Consider the following 14,984-nt stretch of genomic DNA (forward strand, 5'->3'; position numbering starts at 1 on the left):
CGGGCAGGGCATAGGGAAGCCCTGCATGCTCGGTGGGAAGGCCCTCAGGCCCGGGGGAGGAGCACCCAGACAGATCAGAAGAAGGTGGCAACGGCCGCGTCGAGAGCATCGCGCATATCCATATCGTCGGTGATCGGGCGGGTGATCGCCATGGTGCAGGCCGCGATGGGGGCAACGCCGCGGGCGATCAACTGGCCGGCATGCACCAGCATGCGGGTCGAGACCCCCTCATCGAGCCCATGGCCCTTGAGATTGCGCGCCCTTGCGCCGATGTCGACGAGTTTCTCGGCGGTTGCCGTCTCGACCCCGGCCTCATGGGCGACGATCTCAACCTCCACGCGCGCCTCTGGCCAAGAGAAATCGAGCGCGCCAAAGCGCTGCTTGGTCGATTGCTTGAGGTCTTTCATCAGCGACTGGTAGCCGGGGTTGTAGCTGATCACGAGATGAAAATCGGGGTGCGCCTTGAGTAATTCCCCCTTCTTTTCAAGCGGCAGCACGCGGCGGCCATCGGTGAGCGGGTGGATCACCACGGTCGTGTCCTGCCGCGCCTCGACGATCTCATCGAGGTAGCAGATCGCACCATGCCGCGCGGCAAAGGCGAGCGGCCCGTCCTGCCAGCGGGTGCCGCTCGCATCGAGCAGGAACCGGCCCACAAGATCGGAGGCGGTCATGTCTTCGTTGCAGGCGACGGTGACGAGAGGCTTGCCGAGCCGCCAGGCCATATGCTCGACAAAACGGGTCTTGCCGCAGCCGGTCGGGCCCTTGAGCATCACCGGCATCCGCGCCGCATAGGCCGCCTCAAACAGCGCCACCTCGTCCGCAAGCGGGCGATACCACGGCTCCGCTATCACCCGATGATCCTCGATCATGTCTTTCATCGCTTCCTCCCTCGGGGAGGCCCGCCGGGGGCGGGCCCGGCATGCTCAGACGGCGGCACCGCGATAGACGACCATGTTCGCGCCTTGGCTCTGGGTGAAGTTGTCGTAGCCGATCAGGCGCACGTGGTGGCCGGGATTGGCCTCGTGGCAGGCCTTCAGCTCGGCAAGGATCGCATCGACATCGCTTTCGCCAAACATCGGCAGTTTCCACATGTACCAATAGGTGCCCCGCGCGAAGTCCGGCTCGGTATGCTCGATCGCCGGGTTCCAGCCGTGCTGGACGATCCAGGCGACCTGAGCGCGGATCTGCGCGTCATCCATCGGTGGCAGATAGGAAAAGGTGCCCATCTTGCGGCTTTCGGGGGTGGAGAGGCGGGAAGCGTAATCCTGAACCTGGGTCATGGTCGGTCCTTTCGGTCAAAGGTGCCCGGGGGCGCTGCGCCCGGACCCCCGGGATATTTGTGCCAAGGTGAAACGGGGCCGGGTCAGCGGTGCTGCACATCGAGCTTGTCGACGGTGTCGAATTCGAACTTGATCTCTTTCCAGGTCTCCATCGCCACCTTGAGCTCGGGGCTGTGGCTGGCGGCTTTTTGCAAGATCTCCTTGCCTTCGCGCTCCAGATCGCGCCCCTCGTTGCGGGCCTGCACGCAGGCTTCGAGCGCGACCCGGTTCGCCGCCGCCCCGGCCGCATTGCCCCAGGGGTGGCCCAGCGTGCCGCCGCCAAACTGCAGCACCGAGTCATTGCCGAAAATCGCCACAAGGGCGGGCATGTGCCAGACATGGATACCCCCCGAGGCGACCGGGAACACCCCGGGCATCGAGCCCCAATCCTGATCGAAGAAGATGCCGCGCGCGCGGTCTTCGGCGATGAAGCGATCGCGCATCAGGTCGATCCAGCCCAGCGTCGCCGCACGGTCGCCCTCGAGCTTGCCCACGACCGTGCCCGAATGCAGATGGTCGCCGCCCAGCAGCCGCAAGAGTTTCGCCAGCACCCGGAAGTTGATGCCGTGGTTCGGGTTGCGGTCGATCACCGCATGCATGGCGCGGTGGACATGCAGCAGCATCCCGTTGTCGCGGCACCATTTCGAGAGCGAATTATGCGCCGCCCAGCCGAGCGTGATGTAATCCGACATGATGATCGGCGTGCCGAGTTCCTTGGCGAATTCGGCGCGGCGGAACATGTCTTCCACCGTCGGCGCGGTGACATTCATGTAATGGCCCTTGCGCTCGCCGGTTTCGGCCTCGGATTTGGTGATCGCTTCCTGACAGAACAGGAACCGGTCGCGCCAGCGCATGAAGGGCTGGGAGTTGACGTTCTCGTCGTCCTTGGTGAAATCGAGCCCGCCGCGCAGGCATTCATAAACGGCGCGGCCATAGTTCTTGGCGGAGAGGCCGAGCTTGGGTTTGATCGTGCAGCCCAGAAGCGGGCGGCCGTATTTGTCCATCTTGTCGCGTTCGACCTGAATGCCGTGCGGCGGACCAAAGCAGGTTTTGACGAACCAGATCGGGAAGCGCACGTCCTCAAGCCGGAGCGCGCGCACCGCCTTGAAGCCGAACACATTGCCCACAAGCGAGGTGAAAACGTTGACGACCGAGCCTTCCTCGAAGAGGTCGGCGGGGTAGGCGATGAACGCATAAAACGCCTCGTCATGGCCCGGCACGTCTTCCACTCGGTAGGCGCGGCCCTTGTAATGATCAAGATCGGTCAGAAGGTCGGTCCAGACCGTGGTCCATGTGCCGGTCGAGCTTTCGGCGGCGACCGCGGCGGCGGCCTCCTCGCGGCTCACGCCCGGCTGCGGGGTCACCTTGAAGACGGCGAGAACATCGGTGTCCTTCACCGTGTAATTCGGCTCCCAGTAGGTCGCGCGATATTCCTTCACACCGGCGTCATAGGTCTTTCTCGGTTGGGCATTCATCGACTGGTCCTCCTCCCGTTTCTTGAGAGAAACCTACCCGGTTGCAAGACTATGCAAAAATGAATAGTTTTTAGAGATATACTTCATGAAAGGATATTCATGCGGGCGAGCCTGCGGCAGTTGCAGATCTTCGAGGCGGTGGCGCGGGAGCTGTCCTATACCCGCGCGGCCGAAAGGTTGCATCTGACCCAGCCCGCCGTCTTCACCCAGGTGCGCACGCTTGAAGAGCAGATCGGCGCGGATCTGATCGAGCGGATCGGCAAGCGGCTCTATCTCACCGAAGCGGGCGAAACAGTACGCGCCGCGGCGCGCGAGATGCTGGGCGAAATCGAGCGGATGGAGGCGCGGCTGTCCGAGTTGAAGGGGCTCTCGGCCGGGCGGCTTCGGCTCGCCGCTGTCTCCACTGCGCAATACGATGCGCCCGCGCTTCTGGGCACGTTCTGCCGCGCCCATCCCGGGATCGAAGTGGCGCTGAAGGTCGGCAACAGGGGGGAATTGCTCGCGCGTTTCGCCGCAAACGAGGACGATCTCTACATTCTCGGCACGGTGCCCGAAGAGCTTGACGCGGAGTCTTTCGCTTTTGCAGAGAATCCCCTCGTGCTGATCGCGCCGCCCGAGCACCCGCTGGCCAAACTGCACACGATCGCGCCTGCCCAGCTCGCCGGCGAGCCCTTCGTGATGCGTGAGACGGGCTCGGGCACCCGCATCGCCACCGAGCGCTACCTCGCCGCCCATGGGCTCGCGCCGAACCTGCGGCTCGAACTTGGCGCGAATGCCGCAATCAGGCAGGCGGTGATCGCAGGGCTCGGCATCGCGGTGCTGTCGCGCTCCACCGTTGCGCTCGAACTCGAACTGGGTCGGCTCGTAGCGCTCGATGTCAGCGGTTTTCCGATCGTGCGCGCCTGGCATGTTGCCTGGCCGCGCGGCAAGCGGCTCGCGCCAGCAGCGCAGGCGTTCCTCGCGCAGCTCCGCGGCGCGTTTTCGTAACAGCTCCCTGACAGATTTGTCTTGTCACATGCGGTTTTCTGCATGACACTTTCCTGGCGGGAGGGGAGCCCGCGCTGGGAGGGAGGCCATCAGACATGACGACCCATTTCATTACGGCCGCCTGTTTCAGGCAGACCGGCTATTCGGGCAATCATCCGCTGGCGATTCCGCGTGTGGGCACGGTCGAGAGGCTCTGCGCGGCACTGGGCTGGTTCGGGCCGGGGCATGCGCCGCTCGAATGCTTGCCCGCGAGCCGCGCGGAGATCGCGCGATTCCATGCGCCCGACTACATTGATGCGATCTGCCGCGCCGAGGCCGCGGGCGGGGCGAGCGCAGAGGACCGTGCGCGCTATCAGATCGGCACGCTCGAGAACCCGGTTTTCGAAGGGCTCTGGCACCGCGCGGCCGTTTCGGTGGGCGGGGCGATCCTCGCGGCGCGGCTCGCGCATCGGGGCGCGGTCGCCTTCCATCCGGGGGGCGGCGCGCATCACGGGCTGCGTGAGCGCGCAAGCGGGTTTTGCTTCTTCAACGATCCGGTCTTCGCGGTGCAGACCTTGCTCGATCTGGGCCGCGCCCGCGTGCTCTATGTCGATCTGGATGCGCATCACGGCGACGGGGTGGAGATCGCCTTCGCGCAGGAGCCCCGGGTGATGACGCTGTCGCTGCACGAAACCGGGCGCTGGCCCTTCACCGGGCGGATCGACGATCAGGCGCCGGGGATCTGCAACCTGCCCCTGCCGCCCCGGCTCAACGACAGCGAATTCGACGCGGTGATTGCCCGGGCCGCGCTGCCGATCGGGCGCGCCTTTGCCCCCGACGCGGTGGTGGTCACGGTCGGCGCCGATGCGCTCAAGGGCGATCCGCTGTCGTCGCTGGCGGTCTCCAACACCCGGCTCTGGGCCGCCACTGAGGCGTTCTGCGCGCTTGCCCCCGCCCGCGTGGTGCTCGGCGGCGGGGGCTACAACCCCTGGACGCTCGGGCGTGCCTGGGCCGGGCTCTGGGCGCGTCTGTCCGGTCAGGCGATTCCGGCACGGCTGCCAGCGGAGGCGCAGGCGGTGCTGACGAGCCTCGACTGCGATCTCGTGGAAGAGGAAGATCGCGATCCCGACTGGTTCGTGACGATCGCCGATCCGGAAACTCCCGGGCCGGTGCGGCGCGAGGTCGAGGCGCTGATCGCAGCGGCGGGCTGGGCACCGAGGTCAGGGAGGATGACCGAATGGGCGACTGGATGAGCGCTCTCGCCCGGATCGAGGCGCTGGAGGATGCGGCGTTTGACGAAGTGCTGGTGGCCGAGATGCAGGCGCATGCGGCGGGCGCCCGGGCACGCGATCTTCGCTTTTCCACGCCTTCTTTCAAGGAATATGACAGCCAGGAGATCAAGGGCTGCGGAAAGAATGCTTTTCCGGCCTTCTCGATCACCGGCGCGGCTTGCGCGCTCGATTGCGATCATTGCCGGGCGAAGATCCTCGAGCCGATGATCCCGGCCACCCGGCCCGAAGACCTCGACCGCAAGGTGCGCGACCTCGTGCTGTTGCAGGGATTGCAGGGGTTCCTGCTTTCGGGCGGCTCGAACCGGCGCAACGAGATCCGTTACGAACGGTTCTACCCCGTCATCGAGAGGCTCAAGCGCGACTTCCCCGGGATGCGGATCGCGATCCATACCGCGCTCACCGATGCGGCGGGGGCAAAGCGGATGGAGGCGGCGGGCGTCGATACCGCGATGATGGATGTGATCGGGGCGGAGGAGACCATCCGCGAGGTCTATCATCTCGACCGGCCCGTGGAGGATTTCGAGGCGACGCTTGCGGCGCTTTCCGCCACGGGCATGGAGATCTCGCCCCATATCGTGATCGGGCTGCATTACGGGCGGCTCAAGGGCGAGGCGCGCGCGCTCGAGATCGTGGCGCGTTATCCCACCAAGGCGCTGGTGCTTGTGGTGGTGATGCCCTTCTACGCGACACCCGGCACTTTCGCGACCGTGCCGCCTGCCGATGTCGGGCGGATTTTTTTGCGCGCGCGCGAGGTTTTGCCGGACCGCGATCTGCTTTTGGGCTGCGCCCGGCCCGCGGGCATGCACAAGCGGGTGACCGATGCCTATGCCGTGATGGCCGGGCTCGACGGGATCGCCTTTCCGGCCGAGGGCGCGGTGGGAGTGGCACAGATGGTGGGGCGGCGCTGGGATCAGGCCCATGCCTGCTGCTCGATCAAGCTTGGTACGGGTGCGAGTCTGCGAGCGGGGTGCGCGGCATGAATGAAGATCTCGACGTTCTGGTGATTGGTCTTGGCCCGGCGGGGGCCTCGGCGGCGGCGGCGGCGGCACGGGCGGGGGCGCGGGTGTTGGCGGTGGACAGGCGCGCGACCCCCGGAGACCCCGTGCAATGCGCCGAATTCGTGCCGCGCGCGCTGGGCGCCGAGACGCGGGCACTGCGCGCGGCGGCTGTGCAGGAGATCGCGGCGATGGAGAGCTATGTCTCGGGCACACATCTGCGCAGCGATGACTTCCGGGGCATGATGATTGACCGCGCCGCCTTCGATGCGGCGCTGGTCGCGGAGGCGCGCGCCGCAGGGGCCGGGATTGTCACCGGCGTTGCGCTCGAGGCCCTCACCGAGGCAGAGGCGCGGCTTGGTGACAATCGCAGGTTCCGCGCGCGGGTGGTGATTGGCGGCGACGGTCCGCAATCGCGCGTGGGCGCCGCGGTGGGGCTTGTGAACCGCGATTTCTGCGAGGCACGGCAGATCACCGTGCCGCTGCGCCAGCCCCATGATGCGACCGACATCTTTCTCGCCGCCGAAATTCCCGGCGGTTATGGCTGGCTTTTTCCGCGCGGGGCGGAGGCCAATCTCGGCCTTGGCGTTGCATGGGCTGAGCGGGCCTGTCTCAAGCCGTTGCTGGAGGCGCTTCATGCCGAGCTTGTGGCCGAGGGGCGGGTGGGCCGCCAGCGCCGTCGCCTGACCGGCGGCATGATTCCGGTGGGCGGGCTTGTGGGGCCCCTCGGGCATCTTGGTCGGCTGCCGGTGCTGCTGGCGGGCGATGCCGCGGGGCTCACCCATCCGATCACCGGCGCCGGGATTGCGAGCGCCTGCCTGTCGGGGGCGATGGCGGGGGAGGCGGCGGCGCAGATCGTTGCGGGCCGCGCCGGGGCTGCTGCGGATTATGCCGAGGAGATCGCGGATCTGTTCGGCCCGACCCTGCGCCTTGCGCTCGCGCGGCGCGCCGAGCTGATGGCGCACTATGTCACCGGAGCGCCCGACACGGCGGCCCTGCGCCGCGCCTGGGTCGCCTATTCCGACTATCGCGACGCTCCGCTGCCCTCCGCGGGGGGCTCGGACACGGCCGCCGTTGAGGCCCGCATCGAGGAACCCGCATGAGCTGCATCAAGACCGAGACCCCGGCGCAAGGCGCGCCCACCGGCTTCAATGCGCCCGAAGTGATGGTGCCGCGCCCTCCCGCTCCGGTGCCCGAGGCGCGCCGCAACGGTGCGGCGGTCCGGCTGGCCGGGGTCAGCCCGGAGGGCCTCTACCGCCCCGATTACCGGGTGATGACGCCTTCGATGCGCTCGCCCGATTATGTGCAGATGTCCACCGCGGCGGCGATCACGCTGGGGCTCGTCGAGGGGCAGATGTATAACTGCGCCTGCACCCGTTGCCTGAACCTGCTGCTCACTTACCCGGAAGGTTGCCGGGCCAATTGCGCCTATTGCGGGCTCGCGCGTCACCGCGAGGCGGAGCGCAATTATGCCGATCGCAATTTCATCCGTGTCGACTGGCCCGCGGTGCCGATGGCAGAGGTGGTGGAGCGCGTCGCCGCGGATCCGGAGACGCCTTTCCACCGCATGTGCATCTCGATGATCACGCATCCGAATTCGGATGCGGACACGTTCACCGTGCTTGAGCGCTGGACCGAGCGGATCGACCCTGACCGGATCCCGGTTTCGATCCTCTCCAACCCGACCACCATGACGCGCGCCGATGTGATGCGCCTGCGCGACATGGGATCGGACATTTTCACGGTTGCGCTCGATGCCGCCACACCCGGGATCTTTGAGCGCACGCGCGGCAAGGGCGTGCAATCGCCGCACAGCTGGGCGGGCTACTGGGCGGCCCTGGATTGGGCGCGCGAGGTGTTCGGAGCGCAAAAGTTCGGCGCGCATCTGATTGTCGGCATGGGGGAGACGGAAGCCGAGATGCTTTCCGTGGTGCAGCGCCTCGTCGACATGGGGGGCCACAGCCACCTGTTCAGCTTCTACCCTGAAAAAGGCTCGTTGATGGACCATCTGCCCGCCACGCCGCGCGATCAATGGCGCCGCGTGCAGCTTGGCCGCTATCTGATCGACTATTGCGGTGTGCGGGTCGAGCAGATGCGGTTTGATGACCGTGGCCGGGTCGCCGATTTCGGCCTGCCGGAGGGGGAGCTTGACGCGATCATCGACGCGGGCATCGCCTTTCGCACCTCGGGCTGTCCGGGCAAGTTCGCCGAGGATATTTCCGCCTGCGACCGGCCCTATGGCGACAGCCCGCCCTCCGACATCGCCTCCTATCCTTTCGCGCTCCGGCCCGTCGATCTGAGGCGCGTGCGCTCGCAGCTCGGCCGGGTGCGGCCCGGAGAGATTTATGAGCCGGGCGAGGAATTCGAGCATGACTGAGCCGAAGAAGGCGCCGAAGACGTTTCGGGTGATCGATACCGGCGTGCGCCCCGGGCGCGCGCAGATCGCCTTTGATCAGGCCCTGATCGAGGCGCATAAGGCAGGCCAGATCCCCGACACGATCCGTTTTTTGACTTTTCCGCCCACCGTGCTGGTAGGGCGCCACCAGTTGATCTCGCAGGAGTTGAACCTGCCCGCCTGTCGTGCCGCGGGTGTCTCCATCGGGCGGCGGGTGACCGGGGGCGGGGCGCTTTATCTCGACGAGGGCCAGTTCGGCTGGGAACTTGTCTTCCATCGCGCGACGCTCGGCCTGCCAAGCCTTGGCGATGTCGCGCGCGAGATCTGCGAGGCGGCGGCGGAGGGGCTGCAGAGCCTCGGAATCGCGGCGTCCTACCGGCCGCGCAACGACATTGAAGTAGAGGGGCGCAAGATCTCCGGCACCGGCGGGTTCTTTGACGGTGACACGATCTTTTATCAGGGCACGGTGCTGATGCAGATGGACGGGGCGAAGATGGCAGGGCTTCTGAACATCCCGGCCGCGAAGCTCGCGCGCCACGGCGCGCAGGAGGCTGTGAGCCGGATCGTTACGATGGCCGAGCTTTTTGACGGCAAGCCACCGCCGGTGCGCGCGGTGAAGGCGGCGTTGCTCGCCGCTTTCGCGCACCGGCTCGGTATTCGACCCGAACGGGGCGCGATCAGCGAGACCGAAGAGCAGCTTGCGCAGCGGTTTTACGATGACGAGATCGGCACCGATGATTTCGTCTACGGGCTCGACGCCCCGGCCGGGGCCGCCGATGTGCGCATCGCCACCCATGCGGGCAAGGGCGGCACGATCACCGCGCATCTGCGGCTCGAAGGGGCGGGGCAGGACCGGATCCGCGAAGTGCTTTTCACCGGCGATTTCTTTGTCGCCCCGCCGCGGGTCGTGCCCGATCTGGAGGCGGCCTTGCGCGGGGTGGAGCTTGCGGCGGCCGAGGCGGTGGTCGAGGATTTCTTTGCCCGCGCGGGGGCGGCGCTGATGTCGGCACCAGGCAGCGATTTTGCCCGCGCGCTTCTGGCGGCGGCGGGGCGGGCCTAGGCCTTCCTGTCCGGCGTCAGGGCGCGGTTTCGGGGAGCGCGAGGCGGAGAAAGGCGCGGGCGGCTTCGGTCAGGTGCCGCTCGGGATGGAGCAGGAGCCGGAATTCGCGCGTGGCGGGCGGGGCGGTGAGGCGCAGGAGCCGCCCGTCGGCGAGGTCGGCGGCGACGGCGAGATGCGAGATCAGCGTCGCCCCGCCGCCCGCGATCACTGCTGAACGCACCGCCTCGTTCGAGGGGAATTCGAGCCGCCCGCCCGGCTCCGGCACCCCCATATCGGCCAGCGCCTCATCCATCCGCGCCCGCGTGCCCGAGCCTGCCTCGCGCATGATCCAGGGGCCCGCGGCAAGATCGGCGGGCGTTGGCGTGCGCTGTGCCCAAGGGTGGGTGGGGGCAACGACGAAAAAGAGTTCATCCGCGCCGAAGGGCCGGTCGATCAGCCCCTCCTGAACCGCGCCGCCCTCGATGAAGCCCAGATCGGCGGAGAGCGCGGCGACTTCGCGACTGACGGTTTCGGAATTGGCGGTGAGCAGGTCCAGCGCGATCCCGGGATGGCGGGCGTGGAAGCGCACGACGAGCGGCGGCAGCCAATAAGTTGCGAGGGTCTGGCTGGCGGCGATCCGCAGCGAGCCGCGCGAAAGCCCCGCGAGATCATCCAGCACCCGCTCGGCGGCGGCGGCGCGGGCCAGCACCGCGCGCGCCTCAGGCAAGAAGAGCCGCCCGGCTTCGGTGAGCTTGATGCCGCGGCCGATGCGGTCAAAAAGCTTGGTGCCATGGCGCGCCTCAAGCGCCGAGATTGCCGCCGAGACGGCCGATTGCGTGAGATGCAAAGCCTCTGCCGCGCGCGTCACATGTTCGCGCTCGGCCACGGCAAGAAAGATGCGCAACTGCTCAAGGGTCATGCCTCAAGGCTAGAAGAGCCCGGCTCCGATGACCAGCACGAAGGTCAGCCCTGCGATGAAGATCGAGGCGATGAGGCCGAGCGCAAGCGGCCGCACGCCCTTGGCGCGGAGTTTGGCCACATCGGTTTGCAGCCCCATCGCCGCAAGGCCCATCGCGAGCAGCACCTGGGTGAGCGGCCCGGCGGCCTTGGTGACGGGGGCGGGCACCCAGCCGGTGGAGGCCAGCCCCACCATGGCGACAAACCCCAGAACGAACCACGGGAAGGGCGCACGCCCGGTCGAGCCGACATGGCGCGCCATGATCAGGATGAGCGGCGCAAGCAGGGCGACGCGGGTGAGCTTGGCGATGGTGGCGAAGGCGGTGGCTTCAGGGCCGCCCTGCGCGCCCGCGGCGACGACCTGAGCAACCTCATGGATCGAGGCGCCGGCCCAGAGCCCGTAATCATGCGCGCTCATGCCCGAACCCAGCATCGGGAACAGGACCATCGCCAGCGTGCCAAAAATGGTGACCGAGGCGATGGCATAGGCAACGTCTTCATCGCTCTCGCGGCCCACGGCATTGGCGGCCAGCACCGCCGAGGCGCCGCAGATCGAGGTGCCGGTGGCAATGAGCCGGGTCAGCCCCGCCTCGACGCCCAGCCAGCGCCCGGCGGCAAGCGTGAAGAAATAGGTGGAAAAGAGCGCAATCAGGATCGTGGCCAGCCCGATGCCGCCGACGGAAAGCACCTGCCCCAGCGTGAGTTGCAGACCAAGCACGACGATGCCCGCGCGCAAGAGCCTGCGCAGCGAGAAGGCGAGGCCGGGCACCGCGCCTGCGGGCAGCCCGTAGGTGTTGCGCACGACCACCCCGATCAGGATCGCGATGATCAGCGGGCTGAACATGCCCACGCCGGGCAGAAGCCGGAGCAGGAAGGCCGCCGCCACGATTGCCGCCACCAGCGAGACCCCGGGCCAGATCGAGATGCGCGGGGCAGGGCTGGCAAAAGCGGTCATGGCGGCTCCTTGCTTGCGGTGGCTTGGCAGTGAGGTCTCTCACTTGAGGGCAGTCTGCTCCTGTGAGATCAATCATTCAAACGAAATGAAATGAATGAAGCAATCGAAAATATAAAACGGTTATGCGGGCGTTGACTTGATCGCCGGCCGTGCTCTGATGGGATCGGCCGGACCGGGAGGGGGCGATGAAGACGATCTGGGTGATGCAGCACACCGAGGCAGAATATCTGGGGCTGATCGAGGACCATCTTGAGGGGCGCAATCTTCGGTTTCGCTATTTTCGACCTTTTGCGGCAGGGGGGATGGTACCCGAAGGGGCGGAGGCGGATGGGTTGATCCTTCTTGGCGCGGGGCCTTACGGGGTGGTTTCGGGGCATATCCTGCCCTCGCTCGGCCCGGAATTGCGGCTCACCCGCGCCTTTCTCGCGGCCGAAAAGCCCGTGCTCGGCTTTGGTCTCGGCGCGGTGATTCTGGCCGTAGCAGGGGGCGGAGGCGCCGAGGAGGCGCCATTGCGATTCGCCGTCGAGGCGGTGGAGATCGCCGGGCTCGGCCCCGCCGCGCCGCAGCATATGCCCTTGGTCTGTTACTTGCGCGACCGCCCCGTGCTCGGCCCGGAGATGGCGCCGGTGGCCACCGGGACGGGGGGGGAGATGCTCGGGTTCCGCCTCGGCACGTCGAGCCTCGGCCTGCTCGGTCACCCCGGCATGAAGCGCGGCATGGCCGAAGATCTGATCATAGAATTTGCCGAAACCCCGCCCGACACGGTGGCCGCGCTGGAGGCGCTGGGCCACGCGCAGCGCGCCATTGCCGAGAGCCTCGGCCCGCTCATGGTTTCGCTCATGCAGCGCACCGGCTGGATGTGACCGCCGCGGCGCGGCGGAAAATTCTTTTGACATTCCAAAAATTAAATCTGACGATTTACGCATCCAAGCGGCGATGGGAGCGCCGCACGGAACCTTCGGGCAATGTGGTCACGGTCGTTTGGGAGGGCGCCTTGGCAAGCAAGCTAATCATTCTCATGGTCAATACCGATCCGCGCAACGGCGAGGAACTGGGAGCCCCGTTCTTTCAGGCCACAGTCGCCGCGGCGATGGATTACGAGGTGGATGTGGTCTGCACCGCCACCGCCGGGCGCTTGATGAAAAAGGGCGTGGCCGAAAGCCTTGTCGTCAAGGAAGGGTCACCAAAAACGGTCTATGATTTCATCAAGGACGCGCATGAGGCGGGCGCCAAATTCTGGTGCTGCTCGCCCAATCTCGATCTCTTCGATATGACCAAGGACGACCTGATCCCGGAGTGTTCCGGCATCGTCGGCGGCGCCAAGGTGATCGAGGATATCATGGAAGACGACGACGCCAAGGTGCTGACTTACTAAGAAAATTCTAGCCGAAACAGGTTCGCGCCAGCCCGGGGGAGGGGCCAGCCATGACCGTGCATTCGAAACTGCCGCAACCTCCGGTTGCCGATCCGGTATCGGCAAAGCCGGTGGTGGAGTATGAGACGCTCGAAGCGATCTTTGACGATATCCGCGGCCATCCGCTTTACGATCACGAGATCCACGGTTGCCTCAACTGCGGCATCTGCACCGCGACCTGCCCCTCGGCGCAATATTACGACTACAGCCCCCGCGAGATCGTGCAACTGCTCTGGACCGAGAATCTCGAGGGCATCTATGACGCGATGCACGAAAAGATCTGGGCCTGCGCGCAATGCTATACCTGCGCCGCGCGCTGCCCGTTTGAAAACTCGCCGGGCGGGCTTGTGATGATCCTGCGCGAGGTGGCGATCAAGCACGAACTGCCCTCGGTGAAAGAGGTGCTGCGCCCGTTCTCGCGCGTGCTTCTCAAGGTGGTTTCCACCGGCAACCAGTTGGCGCCGAACATGATCACCCGCGAGGCCTTCCCCGATTGGGGGCCCAATGTCGCGAAGGTCGATGCGCCGCTCATGGTGCTGCGCAAGGCGATCCCGATGCCGACGATGCACACGCTCGACACCGCCTGGGAGGTGAACCTGCGCACCTCGGTCGAGCTTTACACGATCTGGGAGGCGAGCGGCGTGCTCAAGCAGCTCGAACAGGTCGATGAAAACCTCTTCGACGTGGTCTCCGACGTGATGGAGGAGAAGCGCGACGAATGGGAGGAATGGCTCGAGGAGCAGGAAGAGGATGACGACGACTGACCGTCGCCGCCACCGATCACCGCGACTTTAGGGAGGAGTGCGGAAGATGGCCGAGGACACCGAGGGAAAGGGCGCCTACAGGGGCTTTGGCGCGGATTGGGCGCCCACGCAGCTGAGCGAGACGGAAGCGCGGCGCGCGACCGGCTGGGTCGAGGCAAAGATCGACAAGCGCTTTCTTCTGACCGGCAAGGACCGCAAGGAGGATGTGCGCGCGCTGATGTGGCAACTGGAGCGCGAGGGCGAGATTGTCGTGCACCGGGTGGGCGAGGCCCAGGCCCCAGAGATGGCCAAAACGCTCTACGGCTGGGACAAGAAGATCCCGACCACGAACCTTTGGCATCACAAATCCTGCGGCCAATGCGGCAATATTCCGGGCTATCCGTCCTCGGTGCTCTGGATCATGAACGAGCTTGGGCTGACCTATCTCGACGAGACCGATCAGACCTCCTGCACTGCGTGGAACTACCACGGCTCGGGCATCGGCAATGTCGTCTCCCTTGCCGCCGTGTTTTTGCGCAACATGCATCAGGCCTATGTTTCGGCCAAGGCGCAGGGGCTGCCCGAGGGCACGTTCTACCCGCTCATCCATTGCGGCACGAGCTTTGGAAATTACAAGGAAATCAGAGGCTTCCTGCTGCATTCGGCAGAGCTTCGGGCAGAGGTGAAAGCGATCCTCGGCAAGCTCGGCCGGCTTGTCGATGGCAAGCTCCTGATCCCCGAAGAGATCGTGCATTATTCCGAATGGCTCCATGTGATGCGGCACCGCATCAAGGAACGCCAGCAGATCGACGTGTCCAACATCCGCACCACGGTGCATCCGGCCTGCCATGTCTACAAGATGGTGCCGGAGGACGTGATCTATGACGACACGGTCTTGAATGGCGACCGCGTGGCAGTGACGACGGGGCTGTTGCAGAGCCTCGGCACGCAGGTGATCGACTATTCGACCTGGTATGATTGCTGCGGCTTCGGCTTTCGCCACATCATCGGCGAGCGGGAATTCACCCGCTCCTATGCCATCGACCGCAAGATCAAGGTGGCGGTCGAGGAGGCGCGTTCGGATGTGATGATCGGCCATGATACCGGCTGCATCACCACGCTCGACAAGAACCAGTGGATCGGCAAGGCGGTGGACAAGGTCTATGCGCTTCCGGTGATGGCCGATTGCCAGTTTGCCGCCCTCACCATGGGCGCCCACCCCTACAAGCTCGCGCAGCTTCACTGGCATGCAAGCCCGTTCGAGGGGCTTCTGGAGAAAATGGGGATCGACTGGGAAAAGGCGAAGGCCGAGTTCGAAACCTACCTTGGCGAGGTCAAGGAGGGCCGGATCGAAACGCTTTATGACCCGAAGCGCGCGATCACCTCCGGCCCCGGCCACGTCAAACCCCCGAAAAGCCTTCAAGGAGCGTGATG

The 14,984-nt window shown here is 66.0% G+C and carries 15 protein-coding genes; 10 read left to right on the forward strand and 5 right to left on the reverse strand.

Annotated elements, in window-relative coordinates:
* Positions 1-74: 74 nt before the first annotated feature.
* The 3 genes from CRO22_RS06820 to CRO22_RS06830 all read right to left on the reverse strand — a co-directional run bounded on the left by CRO22_RS06820 (position 75) and on the right by CRO22_RS06830 (position 2,794).
* The gene (locus CRO22_RS06820; protein WP_097069379.1) at positions 75-878 is read right to left on the reverse strand and encodes a CbbQ/NirQ/NorQ/GpvN family protein; all 804 of its coding nucleotides are present in this window, start codon (positions 876-878) and stop codon (positions 75-77) included.
* A 45-nt stretch (positions 879-923) separates the two neighbouring features.
* The gene (locus CRO22_RS06825; protein WP_097069380.1) at positions 924-1,280 is read right to left on the reverse strand and encodes a ribulose bisphosphate carboxylase small subunit; all 357 of its coding nucleotides are present in this window, start codon (positions 1,278-1,280) and stop codon (positions 924-926) included.
* 83 nt (positions 1,281-1,363) lie between these two features.
* Positions 1,364-2,794, reverse strand: a complete 1,431-nt coding sequence (locus tag CRO22_RS06830) for a form I ribulose bisphosphate carboxylase large subunit (RefSeq protein ID WP_097069381.1) — start codon at positions 2,792-2,794, stop codon at positions 1,364-1,366.
* A gap of 99 nt (positions 2,795-2,893) precedes the next feature.
* On the opposite strand from CRO22_RS06830, the gene CRO22_RS06835 reads away from it, so the two are divergent.
* The 6 genes from CRO22_RS06835 to CRO22_RS06860 all read left to right on the forward strand — a co-directional run bounded on the left by CRO22_RS06835 (position 2,894) and on the right by CRO22_RS06860 (position 9,502).
* A complete protein-coding gene (locus tag CRO22_RS06835) occupies positions 2,894-3,781 on the forward strand; it encodes a LysR family transcriptional regulator (RefSeq protein WP_097069382.1) in 888 nt (295 codons plus the stop codon).
* 95 nt (positions 3,782-3,876) lie between these two features.
* Positions 3,877-5,013, forward strand: a complete 1,137-nt coding sequence (locus tag CRO22_RS06840) for an arginase family protein (protein ID WP_097069383.1) — start codon at positions 3,877-3,879, stop codon at positions 5,011-5,013.
* Positions 4,998-6,032, forward strand: a complete 1,035-nt coding sequence (locus CRO22_RS06845; RefSeq protein WP_097069384.1) for a radical SAM protein — start codon at positions 4,998-5,000, stop codon at positions 6,030-6,032. The genes CRO22_RS06840 and CRO22_RS06845 overlap by 16 nt, the downstream gene beginning before the upstream one ends.
* Positions 6,029-7,150, forward strand: a complete 1,122-nt coding sequence (locus tag CRO22_RS06850; RefSeq protein ID WP_097069385.1) for a geranylgeranyl reductase family protein — start codon at positions 6,029-6,031, stop codon at positions 7,148-7,150. The genes CRO22_RS06845 and CRO22_RS06850 overlap by 4 nt, the downstream gene beginning before the upstream one ends.
* Positions 7,147-8,424, forward strand: coding sequence for a radical SAM protein (locus CRO22_RS06855; protein ID WP_097069386.1), 1,278 nt, complete (start codon positions 7,147-7,149; stop codon positions 8,422-8,424). Before CRO22_RS06850 ends, CRO22_RS06855 begins: the two co-directional genes overlap by 4 nt.
* Positions 8,417-9,502 carry a lipoate--protein ligase family protein gene (locus tag CRO22_RS06860; RefSeq protein ID WP_097069387.1) on the forward strand — a complete coding sequence of 362 codons (1,086 nt, stop codon included), beginning with the start codon at positions 8,417-8,419 and terminating at the stop codon, positions 9,500-9,502. The genes CRO22_RS06855 and CRO22_RS06860 overlap by 8 nt, the downstream gene beginning before the upstream one ends.
* A gap of 16 nt (positions 9,503-9,518) precedes the next feature.
* Here the strand turns inward: CRO22_RS06860 and CRO22_RS06865 are convergent, their stop codons facing one another.
* Positions 9,519-10,400, reverse strand: coding sequence for a LysR family transcriptional regulator (locus CRO22_RS06865; RefSeq protein WP_097069388.1), 882 nt, complete (start codon positions 10,398-10,400; stop codon positions 9,519-9,521).
* A gap of 9 nt (positions 10,401-10,409) precedes the next feature.
* Complete coding sequence (locus tag CRO22_RS06870; RefSeq protein ID WP_097069389.1) at positions 10,410-11,393, reverse strand: YeiH family protein; 984 nt, start codon at positions 11,391-11,393, stop codon at positions 10,410-10,412.
* A gap of 185 nt (positions 11,394-11,578) precedes the next feature.
* Here CRO22_RS06870 and CRO22_RS06875 point away from each other — a divergent pair, with 185 nt between their 5' ends.
* The 4 genes from CRO22_RS06875 to CRO22_RS06890 all read left to right on the forward strand — a co-directional run bounded on the left by CRO22_RS06875 (position 11,579) and on the right by CRO22_RS06890 (position 14,982).
* Positions 11,579-12,256: a type 1 glutamine amidotransferase family protein gene (locus tag CRO22_RS06875; RefSeq protein WP_097069390.1), complete on the forward strand. Its 678-nt coding sequence runs from the start codon at positions 11,579-11,581 to the stop codon at positions 12,254-12,256.
* 131 nt (positions 12,257-12,387) lie between these two features.
* On the forward strand, positions 12,388-12,768 hold the full coding sequence (locus tag CRO22_RS06880; RefSeq protein ID WP_097069574.1) for a DsrE/DsrF/DrsH-like family protein: 381 nt from the start codon (positions 12,388-12,390) through the stop codon (positions 12,766-12,768).
* Positions 12,769-12,818: 50 nt separating this feature from the next.
* Positions 12,819-13,571: a 4Fe-4S dicluster domain-containing protein gene (locus CRO22_RS06885; RefSeq protein WP_097069391.1), complete on the forward strand. Its 753-nt coding sequence runs from the start codon at positions 12,819-12,821 to the stop codon at positions 13,569-13,571.
* 46 nt (positions 13,572-13,617) lie between these two features.
* On the forward strand, positions 13,618-14,982 hold the full coding sequence (locus CRO22_RS06890) for a heterodisulfide reductase-related iron-sulfur binding cluster (protein ID WP_097069392.1): 1,365 nt from the start codon (positions 13,618-13,620) through the stop codon (positions 14,980-14,982).
* Positions 14,983-14,984 lie beyond the last annotated feature (2 nt).

Origin of the sequence: Rhodobacter maris (assembly GCF_900217815.1) — a bacterium.
Lineage (GTDB): Bacteria > Pseudomonadota > Alphaproteobacteria > Rhodobacterales > Rhodobacteraceae > Rhodobacter > Rhodobacter maris.

Excerpts from the sequence above, each read along its gene's own strand:
- CRO22_RS06875 (WP_097069390.1), top strand. The coding sequence starts at position 11,579 with ATGAAGACGATCTGGGTGATGCAGCACACCGAGGCAGAATATCTGGGG.
- CRO22_RS06845 (WP_097069384.1), top strand. The coding sequence starts at position 4,998 with ATGGGCGACTGGATGAGCGCTCTCGCCCGGATCGAGGCGCTGGAGGAT.
- CRO22_RS06820 (WP_097069379.1), bottom strand. The coding sequence starts at position 878 with ATGAAAGACATGATCGAGGATCATCGGGTGATAGCGGAGCCGTGGTAT.
- CRO22_RS06830 (WP_097069381.1), bottom strand. The coding sequence starts at position 2,794 with ATGAATGCCCAACCGAGAAAGACCTATGACGCCGGTGTGAAGGAATAT.
- CRO22_RS06850 (WP_097069385.1), top strand. The coding sequence starts at position 6,029 with ATGAATGAAGATCTCGACGTTCTGGTGATTGGTCTTGGCCCGGCGGGG.
- CRO22_RS06870 (WP_097069389.1), bottom strand. The coding sequence starts at position 11,393 with ATGACCGCTTTTGCCAGCCCTGCCCCGCGCATCTCGATCTGGCCCGGG.
- CRO22_RS06885 (WP_097069391.1), top strand. The coding sequence starts at position 12,819 with ATGACCGTGCATTCGAAACTGCCGCAACCTCCGGTTGCCGATCCGGTA.
- CRO22_RS06865 (WP_097069388.1), bottom strand. The coding sequence starts at position 10,400 with ATGACCCTTGAGCAGTTGCGCATCTTTCTTGCCGTGGCCGAGCGCGAA.
- CRO22_RS06855 (WP_097069386.1), top strand. The coding sequence starts at position 7,147 with ATGAGCTGCATCAAGACCGAGACCCCGGCGCAAGGCGCGCCCACCGGC.
- CRO22_RS06860 (WP_097069387.1), top strand. The coding sequence starts at position 8,417 with ATGACTGAGCCGAAGAAGGCGCCGAAGACGTTTCGGGTGATCGATACC.
- CRO22_RS06890 (WP_097069392.1), top strand. The coding sequence starts at position 13,618 with ATGGCCGAGGACACCGAGGGAAAGGGCGCCTACAGGGGCTTTGGCGCG.
- CRO22_RS06825 (WP_097069380.1), bottom strand. The coding sequence starts at position 1,280 with ATGACCCAGGTTCAGGATTACGCTTCCCGCCTCTCCACCCCCGAAAGC.
- CRO22_RS06835 (WP_097069382.1), top strand. The coding sequence starts at position 2,894 with ATGCGGGCGAGCCTGCGGCAGTTGCAGATCTTCGAGGCGGTGGCGCGG.
- CRO22_RS06840 (WP_097069383.1), top strand. The coding sequence starts at position 3,877 with ATGACGACCCATTTCATTACGGCCGCCTGTTTCAGGCAGACCGGCTAT.